The sequence below is a fragment of the Hymenobacter negativus genome (assembly GCF_016056375.1).
GTDB lineage: Bacteria > Bacteroidota > Bacteroidia > Cytophagales > Hymenobacteraceae > Hymenobacter > Hymenobacter negativus_A.
This window is the reverse complement of record NZ_JAEDAE010000009.1, coordinates 138,352-152,189: the sequence shown is the minus strand read 5'-3', so window position 1 is coordinate 152,189 and position 13,838 is coordinate 138,352. Positions and strand designations below refer to the sequence as shown.

The following is a 13,838-nucleotide window of genomic DNA, read 5'->3' as shown; positions in this document are numbered from 1 at the left end:
CCGGGGGCGCGATGTGACGGGCCGGGGCGTTAGTACCCGTATTTTTTGCCCCACCAGCCGCGCAGGCGCTCCTGGATTTTGGCCTCGCTGGCGTTCAGGCCCGGCTCGTAGAAGCGGGTGCCGCTCAGGGCCTCGGGCAGAAACTCCTGCTCCTCGAAATTGCCCTCGCCGTTGTGCGAGTAGGCGTACTCCTTGCCGTAGCCGAGCTGCTTCATGAGGCGGGTGGGGGCGTTGCGCAGGGGCACCGGCACGGGGTACACGCCGTGGGCCTTCACCTCGGCCTGCGCCGCGCGAATAGCCATATAAGCGGCATTGCTTTTCGGCGAAGTGGCAAGGTAGATGACCGTCTGGGCAAGTATCAAGTCCGACTCGGGCAGGCCGATGACGGTGCAGGCCTGGAAGCAGCTTGTGGCTAGCATCAGGGCATTGGGGTTGGCGTTGCCGATGTCTTCGGCGGCCAGAATGAGCATGCGGCGGGCGATGAACTTCACGTCCTCGCCGCCTTCCAGCATCACAGCCAGGTAGTAGAGGGCTGCATTGGGGTCGGAGCCGCGCATGGACTTGATGAAGGCCGAAATCACGTCGTAGTGCATCTCGCCGCCCTTGTCGTAGCGGGCCAGGGGGCGCTGAGCCACCTGCTGCACCACGGCATCGGTGATTTCGATAACGCCCTTTTTGTCGGGCGGCGTGCTTTGCACCACAATTTCGAGCAGATTGAGCAGCTTGCGGGCGTCGCCGCCGCTCAGGGCCAGCAGGGCGTGGTCCTCCTTCAGCCTGACTTTTTTCTGCTTCATGGCCTCGTCCTCGGTCAGGGCCTTTTGCACCAGTCCGCGCAGGGTCTCCGCGCTCAGGGCCTCCAGCACGTACACCTGGCAGCGCGAGAGCAAAGCCGGAATGACTTCAAACGAAGGATTCTCCGTGGTGGCGCCAATGAGCGTAACGGTGCCATGCTCCACCGCGCCGAGCAGCGCATCTTGCTGCGCCTTGCTGAAACGGTGGATTTCATCAATGAAAAGGACCGTGCCGCGCTGCCGCTTGGCCTTTTCAATCACGTCGCGCACGTCCTTCACGCCCGCATTGATAGCGCTCAGGGCCGAAAAAGGATGTTTCAGCTCCGAAGCCAGTAGGTGGGCCAGGGTGGTTTTGCCCACGCCGGGCGGCCCCCAGAGGATGAGGCTGGGCAGGCGGCCAGAATTCAAATAGCGGCGCAGCACGCCGGTTTCGCCCACCAGGTGCTGCTGGCCGGAGTAGTCGGCCAGGCGGCGGGGGCGCTGGCGCTCGGCCAGGGGGGCATCGGCGGCAGGCGCGGGCGGCGGGGTGAAGGCGGCGGGTTCGTCGTCGGGAAAGAGGGAGGACATGGGAAGTAGCGAAGGAGCGCGAATCGAAGACGGCGGAGCCAACTTTGTGGTTCGTGTTTTAGAACGATTCTCGCTCGGCGTGGTTCAGACAGCGCGCGGACGCGAGCCACAAAGTTGGCGCTACTCTCCTTACTTATGCCCAATCAATTTCGCGTTCACGCGGCGCTGTTCTTCGTCGCGGTCATCTACGCAGCCAATTATTCGCTGTCGAAAGACGTGATGCCCGTTTACATGACCCCGTTCGGCATCGTAACGCTGCGGGTGCTGGGGGCGTCGAGCTTCTTTGCGCTTATTAAATACTTCATCGCCCCGCAGGACAAAATCATCGGCTGGGCCGATAACCGGCGGTCCATCATCTGCGGCGTGCTGGGTATTGGACTGAATCAGTTGCTGTTTTTTTCGGGGCTGAACCTGACTTCGCCCATCAGCGCCTCGCTGCTGCAAACCATCGCGCCCATCGTGGTGGTCATCGCCTCGGCCATTCTGCTGAGCGAAAAAATTACGTTGCCGCGCGTGCTGGGCATTGGGGTGGGGGCGGCGGGGGCGGCCTCGCTCATTCTCAGCCGCAACGCGCAGGCGGCCATTTATCCGCACGCCACGCTGGGCAACCTGTTCATTCTGGCCAATGCCACCGTGTTTGGCCTGTACCTGGTGCTGGTGCAGCCGCTCATGCGCAAGTACCACGCATTTACGGTGCTGGCGCGGGTGTTTCTGGTGGGGGCCGTTGTGGCCGTGCCCTTTGGCTGGCGCGAGGCGCTACATGCTAACTACGCCAGCTTCCCGCTCAAAATCTGGCTCGAAATCGGCTACATGGTGGTGTTCCTCACCATCCTGGCCTATCTGCTCAATAACTGGGCGCTGAAATACGCCTCGCCGGCATTGCTGGGCGTGTATATCTATTTGCAGCCGGTGTTGGCCGTACTCATCGCCGTGAGCCTGGGCAAAGACCACCTCACCTGGGGCAAGGCCGGGCAGGCGGTGCTTATCTTCCTAGGCGTGTGGCTGGTGAGCCAGAAGCCGAAAGCCGCGCCGGTGGCAGCCGTGCCGGAGGATGCGGTGATTGACTGAGGCCGTGGGGTGAACCGTTTGAAAAGAAGAACGTCCTGCTTCGATTACACGAAGCAGGACGTTCTTTAGTTACGAAGCCAGGAATGGTTAATGCGCCGCCTGCTTCTGAAAATCCGTAATCGCCTCGCCCAAATCCAGCACTTCTGCTCCGGGTAGGGCGGCTTGCACAATGCTGGCCCCAGCCGCCGAGCGGTAGCCGCCCGCGCAGTGAATGAGCACGGGCTTATCGGTCGGAATCTCGTGGGCGCGCTCGCGCAGCTCGGGCAGCGGAATAACCAGCGCGTTGTCAAACACCGGCGTTTTGGCCTCGGTCCGGTTGCGGATGTCTACGATGGTGAAAGCCTCGGGGTGCTCGCGCACCGCATCTACCTCCACGGCAGGGGAGGTGGCGGGCAGGGCGGTGGGGGCCAGTAGCGCGCCTTTGATGTTGCCTTCGTAGCCAATCTTGGCCGTTTTGCGAATCACCGTGTCCAGCGCAATTTTAGAATCGGCCAGCAGGTAGAACGGCTCTTTGGGGCCGACCACCGAGCCCAGCCAGGTTTCAAACTTGCCGCCGTCCTGCAGATTGATGGCGCCCGGCAAGTGGCCGGCGCGGAATTTGGCCGCCGGCCGCGTGTCGATGAGCAGTACGCCGGGCGTCAGCGGGGCATCGCTGCTCAGGTGCGGCACCGCCCGGATGCTGTCCTCGAAGCTGGGGGCGCCCTGCTTGTTCAGGGCCACGTCGTGGCCGAAATATTTGGGCACAAAGGGCTGGTCTTCGAGCAGGACTTTGATGAACTCGTCCTGCGACATGGGCTGCAGGGCGTAGTTGGTTTTCAACTCTTTGCCGATAGTGGAGTCGAGGTCGGGGCTGGTGGTTTTGCCGCAGAGCGAGCCGGGGCCGTGGGCGGGGTACACCTTGGTGCTGCCGGGCAGGGTCATGAGCTTGTTGCGGGTGCTACGGTAGAGCTGGGCGGCCAGCTCTTCGCGCTTGTGGCCGCCCACGGCCTCTTCTTCGCGCAGGTCGGGCCGGCCCACGTCGCCCACAAACAGCGTGTCGCCGGTGAACACGGCGCGGCTCTGGGCCAGCTCGTCCATGAGCAGAATGCTGATGCTGTCGGGCGAGTGGCCGGGGGTGTTGATGGCGTGCAACTCGTAGCTGCCCAGCTTGATGCGGTCGCCATCATCGAAATTCTGGTGCGGATATTTGGCCCCCACCAGCCTGCTGCAATAGATGGGCGCCTCGGTTTCTTCGGCAATTTCCAGGTGCGACGACACGAAATCGGCGTGCGGGTGCGTCTCAATCACGGCCACGATGCGAGCCTCGTGCTCGTCGGCGAAGTCGTAGTAGGGCTGCGGGTCGCGGCCCGGGTCGATGATGGCAACCTGGCGGCCGCAGCGCACGGCGTAGCTGGCGTGGGCCAGGCCCTTGTCGTAAAACTGCTGGATTTGCACGGCCGAAGCCGTGCTACTGGGAAGAGGAGGCATGAGATGGGTGGTTAAAACGAATGTACCGCGCTGGTAGTGAGTGTTAACCACCTACCATCGGCCGGCAATCAAGATAAAAGGGACAGTTCAAATATAAAACATGGGCAGCTAGGCCGGCCACTTTTTGTGGTTAAGACTTTTGCCAGAGGACTCGTGGGCTGAACCGTAAAAGCCGTTATTCCCGGTATAAAAGAAAGCGCTAAAACGACTATTTTTACTTCGCTTTCCCACATTATATCCTTCCTCATGAAGCACCTAAACCAATTCGTTAGCCTCCTGTTTGCCGGCTCCCTGACCTGCGCCACCTCGGCCCACGGCCAAAATCCCTGGCGAAGCCTGACCATGCCGTCCGCCTTCGCCAGCAATGCCAATCAGACCATATTCCCGGCCCAGATGCCTGTGCCAGGGACGCTATGGGCACTGCGGGACCAATACTATGGCTTGGGGAATGGGACGTCACAGGTTTTCAACTCCCTGGATGGCGGAACTACCTGGCAAACCGGACCGACGGTTGCGTGGCATAATTCCTATCCGCTTTCGGGCGACGAATACGTTGACTTATGCGCGCTTGATGCATCGCAGGCCTGGGTAGTTTCCCGGAACCAGGCCTCGGGCACCTATCAGTTGCTGCGCACAACTTCAGGTGTGGGAGGGCTGGCGCCGGTGGCTGGCCCCACCAATCCGCGGCTGGTACGTTTCATCGATGCCAATACCGGGCTAGTGGTTTGTAGTGCAGCCGCGGGCGGGCTCTTTTACCGAACAACCAATGGCGGCACTACCTGGGCAGCGGCCAGTACTGCCCCCGCCCTGACCACTGCCGAAACCGTGCGTGCCGTAACCATGCTGGGCAGTAAAATATGGGTGACCACCACAACCGGCCGGGTGTTCACTACCGACGATGCCGGGCAAACCTGGGGCACGGGCGTGTCAGGCTTCGGCAGTGGGTTGAAGCAGGTTACTTTTCGTACCCATGATAATGGAATTGCCTTGAGTGATACCGGCCAGCTCGCGGCTACCACCGACGGAGGCCTTACCTGGCTGCCAGTCTCGTTTAGCGGGCCCCTCCGCACCGGCGTAATTGCCGGGGTTCCCGGCAGCGCCGGCACGTACCTGAGCGGTGGCGGCAGCTTTCCGGAATACACCACTGGCATCGGCTCTGCCATCAGTACCGACGAAGGCCGGACCTGGCAAAGCTTGGAAGCGGTGTTCAGCCACCGCGCTTTCGTGGTAGCCGGCCCGACGCAGGTCTGGGCTCTTGGCCGAAACGAAGCAGGGGAGAACAACGTGTTTGCTAGGTACCAGGGGCAAGCGCTGGCAACCAGCCCCAATGCCAAAGCAACGAACCCGCTGTACCCAAATCCTAGCAGCGGCAAGGTGTATCTGACGGCAGCCGCCGCTAGCCGCCGGCTTGCTGTGTACGATGCAATGGGCCGGGTGCAGCGGCAGCTCACCGTGCAAGCCGGGGCCACCGAAATAGATTTGGCCGGTCTGCCAGCCGGTACCTACCACATTGTGGAGGTGGAAAGCGCGGGTCAAAAGGCTCAGCGCATCACCATTTGGCCTTAGCAGTAGGGTGATTTGGCAATGACGCCATACGAAAAAGCCCCCATTCGACGAGAATGGGGGCTTTTTCGTATGGCGTTGGATTAGGCTTTGGCCTTGATTTTCATCTTGCCGCCGTCGTGGCCTTTGCCGTGGCCGCCGTGGTGCTCGGCTTTCATCTTGTCCATCTTGGCGAATTGCTCCGGCGTCAGGATAGTTTTGAGCTGGGTCTCGTAGCGGTCGTGGGCGGCTTTCATTTCAGTACGCCCAGCGTTTTTGTCAGCGGCGTACTTGGCTTTGAGGGCGGCGCTTTCCTGCTGGCGGGCCAGCATCAGCTGCTCCACTTTGGCTTCCTGGTCGGCGTTGAGGCCGAGCTCTTTGGCCATTTTGCCAGCTTTGTGGTCGGCCATCTTGGCGGGGTCTTTCGGGCCCTGCTTGCCTTTGGCGTAGTGGCGGGCGGTCTGGTTGGCATCGGTGCCGGTGGTTTTCACGGCCGTTTGGGCAAAGCTGGTGCCAGCGGTAGCAAAAGCGAGGGCGGCAAGCAGAAACAGGTTCTTTTTCATGTCGGGGAAAAGCAAAAATGGGGTGGTTGAGGAGGGAGCGTGCCAAGCTATTGCGAAGGTGGCTTGGCTGCCTGCCAGGGTAATTACAAGCGTTATGCCAGCATTTCGTCGGCCGGTTCCAAAAGCCAATTCATCGACGCACGGCCGCTTTTCATTGACCAAGCGCCGCCTTATTCGGGTTGGCCGGTTGGGGCTGTGGCGTTGTTGGCGCGGTGCTCGCGAATTTTCTCGCGCTGCTGGTCGCGCATCTGCGCAAACTTGGTGAATTGCTCCGGGGTGAGCACCGTTTTAATTTGCTCATCGGCGCGGGCCTCACTGGCTTTTAGGTCCTGGGCGGTGCCCTGTTTGCGGCCGCCAGTGGTGCGCTGCTCGCGCAGGAGCTGCAGCTGCTGGCGCTGGGCCATGAGGATGGGGGCCAGGCGGGTTTGCTGGTCGGCGGTGAGGCCAAGCTCTTTGCCTAGGTATTGGGCGCGGCGCTGGGCCAGCTGGTCGGGAGCCGAGGTACCGGTCTGGGCCGGGGCTGGAGCGGTGGCGGGCGTTTGAGCGAAGGCGGTGCCGGCGGTGGCCGCGCTGGCCGCGAGGATAAGGAGAAGCTTTTTCATGGTAGGGGGAGGTGTTGCTAAATTAAGGAGGCGAAAGTAGCGCCGTCGCTTGGATGAACACTGCCGGAGCGGGTTTAATGCCGTGATTTTGACCGTGCGCCGGGCCCCATAACCGGCCCGGCGCAGGGTCAGCGCCCCGGCGGTGGGAAAATGCTGCCTATATTTCGGCTCCGCCACAAGCGCCCGGGGGCAGTTTCATTGCCCAACGGGCTTAGCGGGAGCGTTTAATTCCTTCATTTATTTCACACCTCTTCTCTCTTTACACCTAACACATGGCAAGTATTTTCGCCAAAAAACCCCTGTCTGTGCTGCTGGGCGAGGCCAACTCGACCGGGCACGGCACGCTGCAGCGGACGCTGGGCGCGGGCAACCTCGTGGCCCTGGGCGTGGGCGCCATCATCGGGGCGGGCCTGTTTGTGCGCACCGCCGCGGCGGCGGCTCAGGCTTCCGGCCCGGGCGTGACGCTGGCTTTCATCGTGGCCGCCATCGGCTGCGTGTTTGCCGGCTTGTGCTACGCCGAGTTCGCCGCCATGATTCCCATTGCCGGCTCGGCCTACACCTACGCCTACACCACCATGGGCGAGTTTGTGGCCTGGGTTATCGGCTGGGCGCTGATTATGGAATACGCGCTGGGCGCGGCCACCGTCAGCATTGCCTGGAGCGAATACCTAAACAAGCTGTTGCAGGTGTTTGGGACGAGTATACCGTATAATCTCAGCCACTCGCCCTTCGAAAGCGCCGTGGTGAACGGCACGCTGGAGCACGGCCTCATCAACCTGCCGGCCCTGTTCATCATCGTGGCGCTGTCGCTGCTCCTCATCAAAGGCACGCAGGAATCGGCCATGTTCAACGCCATTGTGGTAATTCTGAAAGTAGCCATAGTGCTGGTGTTCATTGCCGTAGGCTGGCAGTTCATCAACCCCGCCAACCACACGCCCTACCTGATTCCCGACAATGCCGCACCTGTGAAAAACGCCGCTGGCGTGGTGGTGCGCGAGTACACAGCCTGGAACAAGCACGGCTGGGGCGGCGTCCTCGGCGGCGCGGCCATTGTGTTCTTTGCCTTCATCGGGTTCGATGCCGTGAGCACGGCCGCCCAGGAAGCCAAAAACCCCAAGCGCGACATGCCAATCGGTATTCTCGGCTCGCTGGCCGTGTGCACGGTGCTCTATATCCTGTTCGGCCACGTGCTGACGGGGGTGGCCAACTGGCGCGAATTTGCCGACCCGGCCCTGGGCGGCGAGGCCTCGGTGACCTACGCCATCAAGGCGCACATGCCCGGCTACGAGTGGCTCGGCACGGCCGTGACGGTGGCCATTCTGCTGGGTTTCTCCTCCGTAATTCTGGTGATGCTCATGGGCCAGAGCCGCGTGTTCTTCTCGATGGCGAAGGACGGCCTCATGCCTAAAGCCTTCTCCGACCTGCACCCGCGCTTCAACACGCCCTACAAGTCGAACCTGGCGCTGCTGGTATTTGTGGGCGCGTTTGCGGCGTTTGTGCCCGGCTCGGTGGCCGGCGACTTGACCTCGTTTGGCACGCTGCTGGCCTTCGTGCTGGTGAGCATCGGCGTGTGGCTGATGCGCAAGTCGGACCCCGACCAGCCCCGGCCGTTCCGCTCGCCGCTCTCGTCGGCCAGCTTCCCGCTGGTGCCCATCCTGGGCGCGGCCATCTGCACGCTCATGATTCTTGCCCTCGACTCGAACACCTTGAAACTGGCCTTGGGTTGGATGTTGCTCGGTTTTGTGGTGTACTTCCTCTACGGCAAGAAAAACTCCATGCTCCAGAAGGGCGTGGTGGTGGTGCCCACCGAGATGGAAGAAGAGGCGTTCATCAAGCCCGACCCGCACAACCGCTAATTGGGTTTGCCCAGATTCAAAAAGAGCCCCGCCAGCAACTGCTGGTGGGGCTCTTTTCGTTAATGGACCATTGTCTTAGCGTGATGCGGCCGCTTTCACTTCGCTCTTGAGCTTGAGCACCCGGTCGCCGTTTTCCTGCACGATGACGAAGGCGGGGTCATCGGCCGAGCCATTGCGGTGGATTTCGGAGCCTTTGATGGTGCGGCTGATGGGTTCTTTGTGCACCGACTCAATCTTGCCGGTGGCCGTGCCCGTGCCGTATTTCCAGGTGACTTGGGTGCCTTTGCGCATACAATCAAGAAGAAAGCGTGGGAATTACATTGATAAATGGAGGTTGAACTACGTGTACTGCCAACGGCGGTTCCGCGTTGTCAGTCGGGCCCGGGCGGTGGCGCGGGCCGCTGTGCTCCGTCATTTCGCCGTTCTTTTGCGTAATTCAACCACGCGTGCTGCCTTCCGGTGCGCCCCACATGATGTTTCGATTGCTGTCGCTGCTGCTGTTACTGCCCCTTTTTGCCTCCGCCCAAACGCCGTTCGTGCCCGATGAGCGGGCCTACTACGGGCTGATTGACCGGGGCAGCGGGCGCTGCCTCGACATTGCCAGCGCCAGCACGGCCAGCGGCGCGGCGGCCGTGCAGTGGGAGTTCACGCACGCCAACAGCCAGCAGTGGCGCTTGGTGCCCATCCGGCAAGGCAGCGAATATTTTCGCATCGAAGCCCGCCACAGCGGCCAGTGCCTCACCGTAGACAAGCCCGGCGAGAACATGGGCTTGGTGCAGCGTCCCTTCCAGGGCAGCGAGCAGCAGCAGTGGCGGCTGGTGCCGGCCGGCCCGGCGGGTAGCTTTCAGCTCGAAAACCGCAGCGAAGCCCGCTGCGCCGCGCTGGCAGCGGCAGACAAATTCAACGGCACGCCCGTGGTGGCCCAGAAAAACAACGGCCGCGCCAGCCAGCAGTGGCACCTGTTCCGGCTGCGCTTGAACGTGCTGGAAGGTCCCTCGCCCTTCGGCCCGCCGCAGCCGCTGGCCGGCGGCGTGAACTCGCCCGGCAACGAAGTGCACCCCGTGCTAAGCCCCGATGGCAAGACGCTGTACTTCGCCCGCACCAAGTTTGCCGGCAACACAGAGGGCAACACCGACTCGGGCGACGCCTGGCTGAGCCAGAGCCCTGACCAGGGCAAAACCTGGGGCGCGCCCACCCGCCTCGATGGCCTGAACACCCCGCAGAACAACGCCGTGGAAGCCACCACCGGCACCGGCGGCCAGCTGCTGTTGGTGCGCGGTACCTACGAGCGCGACGGCACCTTCCGCGACGAGGGGCTGAGCCGCGTGGCCCAGGCCGCCGCCGTGGCCCCCGGGGCCACGCCCAAAACCACCCGCCCTGAGGCACTGCGCATTGCCAACTTCTATTCGGCGGTGACGGGCACGGGGTTCTTTATGTCGGCCGATGGGCAGACGCTGCTGCTCTCGTTGGAGCGCGGCGACTCGGAGGGCGGCAACGATATTTACTTAAGCCGCCCCGACGGTAGCGGCGGCTACACCGAGCCCAAAACCCTGGGCCCGGTGCTGAATTCGCCCGGTTTCGATTTCGCACCCTGGCTAGCACCGGATGGCAAAACGCTGTATTTCGCCTCCTACGGGCACATGGGCTATGGCTCGGCCGATATGTTCGTGAGCCAGCGCCTCGATGAGAGCTGGACGAAGTGGAGCGAGCCCCGCAATCTCGGCCCGGCCCTGAACGGCCCCGGCTTCAACGCCTACCTGAGCCTCACGCCCGACGGCAAAACGGCTTATTACTCGTCCTCGGCCACGCCTAACGGCACCAAAGACATCTGGCGCACGGGCCGCGCCGTGCCGCCCGACTCGTTGCCCAAGCCGGCCGTGGTGGCCGAAGCCAATGAAAATTCCGGCCGCGCGTTCCTGAGCGGCCGCGTGCTGGATGCCCGCACCAAGCAGCCGGTGCCGGGGGCACTGGTGAAGGCCAACCTGCTGGGCACCAGCAAAACCAGTCCGCAATTCCTGGCCACCAGCACGGCCGATAACCAGGGCAACTACCAGATGTCGCTGCTGCCCGGCCGCTACTACCTCTCGGCCAACGGCGCGGGCCTGCTCACGATGGGCGACACGCTGGTGGCGGCCGGCTCGCCCCGGCGCGATATTCTACTGCTGCCCGCCGCCGTGGGGGCCAAGGTGGACCTGCCCAGCATCATTTTCACCCAGGGCAAGGCCACGCTGCTCGGCTCGGCCTACACCGAGCTCAACCGCCTCGCCATTGCGCTGCAAGCTGCCCCCGCCACCGAAGTGCGCCTCGAAGGCCACACCGACAATGTGGGCCCGGCCGACAAAAACCAGCAACTTTCCGAAGACCGGGTGGCCGAAGTGAAACGCTACCTTGTGGGCCGCGGCGTGGCCGAAAACCGCATTACCACTGTGGGCTTTGGCGGCTCGAAGCCTAAATACGCCAACGACCGCGAAGAAACCCGCCGCCTCAACCGCCGTGTGGAACTGGTGATTGTGAAGTAAGAAAGTAGCTCGGGCTCGCCGCGTCCAAGCTATTTTTTCCGCCGCCAGATGAACCCGTCGAGCACGTAGTGGGTGGATTGGGGCAGCGCCAGCAGCGGCACCAGCCACATCAGCAGCGCGGGGCTGGCAATGGCGGGCAAGTGCTGAAACCAGCCGAACAACGTGCCGTGCTCGCGCCACACCAGTCCGTCCCAAAGGCCTTCTTCGAGGAATGCGAACAGCACGACAGCCCCAATGAAAACGGCCAGCCCGTAGCGCCCGGCCCACGCCCCGCGCCTGATGGGAGCGGGCGCCTGGGCTGATTTTGGCCCACCGGCCCACACCAGCGCCAGGTAGGGGATGCCGTGCGACACCACGTTGAGCAGCGTGAAGGCCAGGTCGCCGTTGAAGAGCACAATGCCTACGTACCACGATACCAGCGTGCCGGCCAGCAGCAGATTGCGCGGCATATTAAAGGTGCGGGTACGCCACCAAAGCCAGCTTTCGCGGGTCGTGTAAGCGGCAATCAATCCGACGTAAAGCCCCGTGGCGATGGCGCGACCCGTCGGCCAGTCGAGTTGCACAAAATCCCCATCAACAAACCAGTTGAAGTTGCGCCCCGGCGAAAAATGCCAGTAGAGCAGCGGGTAGATGGTGGCGTAATAAATCAGCGCCGTGGCCAGCCAGCGGCCGGGCGCCGGCGCATCGTGCCGGCTATAAATCCGCAGAAACCCGTACTGCTGCCGGATAAAGTGGAACACTGCCAGGTAGGCCAGCGCCCGCCAGAATACCAGTCCGCCCAGGCTGTGCAGGGCCACGCCCGCCGCGTAGCAGGCCAGCGGAGCTACCCACAGCAGCGTGCGCCGCTGCCGTCTGTTCACGGGGTCGAAGTAGGTCTGAAACAGCGTGCCGTACACGTGGGCTACATCGATGAGCACCACTAGCGCCACCCAGGCCAGTAGCGGCATCGCCGCCGAGTGCCGGTAGGGCGCCGGCAGCCCCAGCACCACCAGGAGCGCCAGAAACGGCGGCGCGAGGATGAGCAGGCCGTCGTAGCGTGGGGAGCGAATCCAGGGTTGGGGCATGAAAGAAGGAGTTGCAGGTTATTTGTTTGTCATCCTGAGCGGAGCGAAGGACCTTGTCATGTCTGAACTATGAGCAGTAAATCAGTTGGTGCGAACGTGATAAGGTCCTTCGCTCCGCTCAGGATGACAACGGCTTTCTACCGGTACCCAGCATCTCCCGCGCCGCCCGAATCCCCTGATAAAATCCCTCTTCAAAAATCGAAATGCCGCTGTAATCGGTATGCGCAAAGAACACCCGGCCGTGCACCGGCTGACTGGCCGCCGCCCGCGCCGCGCCCCAGAGCAGGCCCGGCGTGGGCGCCACCATGCCGTGGCCCCACACCCAAAGGTCGGCCTGCTGGATGTAGGGCATCACGCCGGGGTGGTAAGTTTCGAGCTCGGCCACCACGCGGGGCAGCCACTCGGCATAGCTGGTTTGGTAGGCGCGGCGGCGGGCGGGGCCGGGCATTTCGTCGGTCAGGGGCCAGTAGAGGGTAATGACTTTCGGGCTGCCATCGTCCTGTTTGATTGACTGTTGGGTGGCGTTGATGTAGCCCAGTGAGGCGCTGCCGTAGCGCACGTTGTCCCAGCTCAGGGGGCGGCCGGGGCCTTGCGGCAGGCCCGCTACGGTGAGGTTGGCAATGAGCCAGGGCGCGTGGTGCAGCACGCCGGGGGGCGGCAGCTGGTGGCCGGGTACGGCGGCCAGCAGGTGGTGGGCAATGTGCTGCGGCGTGGCCAGCAGCACCTGCCGGGCGCGCACGCGGGTGCTTTGGCGCGTGGCTACGCTGTAAATCAGGGCTTCGATGCCGCTGGCAGTTTCGCGTAGGTCGTAGGCCAGGGTTTGGGTATGGATGGGGGCGCTGGCCTGGCGGCGCAGATTTTCCGTCAGGAAGTGGTTGCCTTCGGGCCAGGTCAGCACGTCGGCGCCGGTGGCATTGTGGGCGCTGCCCTTGCGGCTGGCAAAGTAGTGCAGCCCGGCCCAGGCCGATACCTGCGCGGCGTGGGCACCGTAGTCGTCGCGGCAGGCGTAGTCGAGGTACCAGCGCAGGGCGGGCGCGGTAAAGCCCTCGCGGTCGAGGTAGGCGGCGAAGGAAATTTTGTCGAGCTGGCGGTATTCTTCGTCGGTTGAGGATTGGTCGAGCGGGATGCGGAAAATGTCATGCCCATCGCGGCCCACAGTGGTTTTCAGCGTTTCAGTCAGCTTGAAAAACCGGGCCACCTGGGCCTGGTCGGCGGCGCTCAGCCCTAAAGCGGGTACCAGCCCCTCCTGCCAATGGCCTTCGATGTTGAGCCGCTCCTCGGGGTCGTGGCAGAGCTGGTAATCGTTGTAAATGGGCCGGCCGTCGGGCGCGTAGCCGGTGAGCGTGCCGGCGGCCTGCAGAAACTCCAGCAACTCGGTATTGCGCATATCAGGCACGGGCAGGTAGTGCGCACCCCAGGGGTAGGCCGAGGCGGCGTTGCGGCCGGCACTGGCGTTGCCGCCGGTTTCGGGAGACAGCTCCACCAGCAGCGTGTTAGTTTGGCCGTGCAGGTGCAGCCAGCGCCGCGCCGACAGCCCCGCCACCCCGCCACCGATGATGAGCACATCGGTGTCAAGGGTTTGGGTGGGCGCTGGAATCCGGCCGGGGTCGCGCAGCAGGTGGCCAGTGGCAGCGTCCTGGCCCCGCATTTGGCCTTTGATGTGGGCCAGCGGGTTGGTGGGTGCGCAGCTGGGGAGAGCCGGCAGCAACAGCGCCCCGGTGAGGGCCGCCCCGCTTTGGGCCAGGAAGGAGCGACGGGTGGGCATTATCTAGCGGTTTACCTCACCCCCGGCCTCCTCC

General features: G+C 63.2%; 11 protein-coding genes. 4 read left to right on the top strand and 7 right to left on the bottom strand.

Annotated features, from left to right (window positions below; genetic code table 11):
• Positions 1 to 29: 29 nt before the first annotated feature.
• Positions 30 to 1,358 (bottom strand): replication-associated recombination protein A, encoded by a 1,329-nt coding sequence (locus tag I7X13_RS17685; protein ID WP_198076493.1) that lies wholly within the window; start codon positions 1,356 to 1,358, stop codon positions 30 to 32.
• Positions 1,359 to 1,493: 135 nt separating this feature from the next.
• On the opposite strand from I7X13_RS17685, the gene I7X13_RS17680 reads away from it, so the two are divergent.
• Positions 1,494 to 2,426: a DMT family transporter gene (locus I7X13_RS17680; RefSeq protein ID WP_198076492.1), complete on the top strand. Its 933-nt coding sequence runs from the start codon at positions 1,494 to 1,496 to the stop codon at positions 2,424 to 2,426.
• An 87-nt stretch (positions 2,427 to 2,513) separates the two neighbouring features.
• Here the strand turns inward: I7X13_RS17680 and I7X13_RS17675 are convergent, their stop codons facing one another.
• Complete coding sequence (locus I7X13_RS17675) at positions 2,514 to 3,893, bottom strand: MBL fold metallo-hydrolase (RefSeq protein ID WP_213019101.1); 1,380 nt, start codon at positions 3,891 to 3,893, stop codon at positions 2,514 to 2,516.
• Positions 3,894 to 4,139: 246 nt separating this feature from the next.
• Between I7X13_RS17675 and I7X13_RS17670 the strand changes: the two genes are divergently transcribed.
• Positions 4,140 to 5,459: a T9SS type A sorting domain-containing protein gene (locus I7X13_RS17670; RefSeq protein WP_198076491.1), complete on the top strand. Its 1,320-nt coding sequence runs from the start codon at positions 4,140 to 4,142 to the stop codon at positions 5,457 to 5,459.
• 80 nt (positions 5,460 to 5,539) lie between these two features.
• Here I7X13_RS17670 and I7X13_RS17665 read toward each other — a convergent pair whose 3' ends face one another.
• Together I7X13_RS17665 and I7X13_RS17660 are read right to left on the bottom strand one after the other, a co-directional pair.
• Positions 5,540 to 5,998 carry a hypothetical protein gene (locus I7X13_RS17665; protein ID WP_198076490.1) on the bottom strand — a complete coding sequence of 153 codons (459 nt, stop codon included), beginning with the start codon at positions 5,996 to 5,998 and terminating at the stop codon, positions 5,540 to 5,542.
• Between the two features lie 170 nt (positions 5,999 to 6,168).
• Positions 6,169 to 6,600, bottom strand: a complete 432-nt coding sequence (locus tag I7X13_RS17660) for a hypothetical protein (protein WP_198076489.1) — start codon at positions 6,598 to 6,600, stop codon at positions 6,169 to 6,171.
• A gap of 272 nt (positions 6,601 to 6,872) precedes the next feature.
• Between I7X13_RS17660 and I7X13_RS17655 the strand changes: the two genes are divergently transcribed.
• Positions 6,873 to 8,456 carry an amino acid permease gene (locus I7X13_RS17655; protein WP_198068913.1) on the top strand — a complete coding sequence of 528 codons (1,584 nt, stop codon included), beginning with the start codon at positions 6,873 to 6,875 and terminating at the stop codon, positions 8,454 to 8,456.
• Between the two features lie 75 nt (positions 8,457 to 8,531).
• On the opposite strand, the gene I7X13_RS17650 is transcribed toward I7X13_RS17655, so the two are convergent.
• On the bottom strand, positions 8,532 to 8,747 hold the full coding sequence (locus I7X13_RS17650; RefSeq protein WP_198076488.1) for a hypervirulence associated TUDOR domain-containing protein: 216 nt from the start codon (positions 8,745 to 8,747) through the stop codon (positions 8,532 to 8,534).
• Between the two features lie 179 nt (positions 8,748 to 8,926).
• On the opposite strand from I7X13_RS17650, the gene I7X13_RS17645 reads away from it, so the two are divergent.
• The gene (locus tag I7X13_RS17645; RefSeq protein ID WP_198076487.1) at positions 8,927 to 10,975 is read left to right on the top strand and encodes an RICIN domain-containing protein; all 2,049 of its coding nucleotides are present in this window, start codon (positions 8,927 to 8,929) and stop codon (positions 10,973 to 10,975) included.
• A gap of 29 nt (positions 10,976 to 11,004) precedes the next feature.
• On the opposite strand, the gene I7X13_RS17640 is transcribed toward I7X13_RS17645, so the two are convergent.
• Together I7X13_RS17640 and I7X13_RS17635 are read right to left on the bottom strand one after the other, a co-directional pair.
• On the bottom strand, positions 11,005 to 12,039 hold the full coding sequence (locus I7X13_RS17640; RefSeq protein ID WP_198076486.1) for a hypothetical protein: 1,035 nt from the start codon (positions 12,037 to 12,039) through the stop codon (positions 11,005 to 11,007).
• A 118-nt stretch (positions 12,040 to 12,157) separates the two neighbouring features.
• Complete coding sequence (locus I7X13_RS17635; RefSeq protein ID WP_198076485.1) at positions 12,158 to 13,804, bottom strand: NAD(P)-binding protein; 1,647 nt, start codon at positions 13,802 to 13,804, stop codon at positions 12,158 to 12,160.
• Positions 13,805 to 13,838: the final 34 nt, after the last annotated feature.

Excerpts from the sequence above, each read along its gene's own strand:
- I7X13_RS17685 (WP_198076493.1), bottom strand. The coding sequence starts at position 1,358 with ATGTCCTCCCTCTTTCCCGACGACGAACCCGCCGCCTTCACCCCGCCG.
- I7X13_RS17680 (WP_198076492.1), top strand. The coding sequence starts at position 1,494 with ATGCCCAATCAATTTCGCGTTCACGCGGCGCTGTTCTTCGTCGCGGTC.
- I7X13_RS17675 (WP_213019101.1), bottom strand. The coding sequence starts at position 3,893 with ATGCCTCCTCTTCCCAGTAGCACGGCTTCGGCCGTGCAAATCCAGCAG.
- I7X13_RS17670 (WP_198076491.1), top strand. The coding sequence starts at position 4,140 with ATGAAGCACCTAAACCAATTCGTTAGCCTCCTGTTTGCCGGCTCCCTG.
- I7X13_RS17665 (WP_198076490.1), bottom strand. The coding sequence starts at position 5,998 with ATGAAAAAGAACCTGTTTCTGCTTGCCGCCCTCGCTTTTGCTACCGCT.
- I7X13_RS17660 (WP_198076489.1), bottom strand. The coding sequence starts at position 6,600 with ATGAAAAAGCTTCTCCTTATCCTCGCGGCCAGCGCGGCCACCGCCGGC.
- I7X13_RS17655 (WP_198068913.1), top strand. The coding sequence starts at position 6,873 with ATGGCAAGTATTTTCGCCAAAAAACCCCTGTCTGTGCTGCTGGGCGAG.
- I7X13_RS17650 (WP_198076488.1), bottom strand. The coding sequence starts at position 8,747 with ATGCGCAAAGGCACCCAAGTCACCTGGAAATACGGCACGGGCACGGCC.
- I7X13_RS17645 (WP_198076487.1), top strand. The coding sequence starts at position 8,927 with ATGATGTTTCGATTGCTGTCGCTGCTGCTGTTACTGCCCCTTTTTGCC.
- I7X13_RS17640 (WP_198076486.1), bottom strand. The coding sequence starts at position 12,039 with ATGCCCCAACCCTGGATTCGCTCCCCACGCTACGACGGCCTGCTCATC.
- I7X13_RS17635 (WP_198076485.1), bottom strand. The coding sequence starts at position 13,804 with ATGCCCACCCGTCGCTCCTTCCTGGCCCAAAGCGGGGCGGCCCTCACC.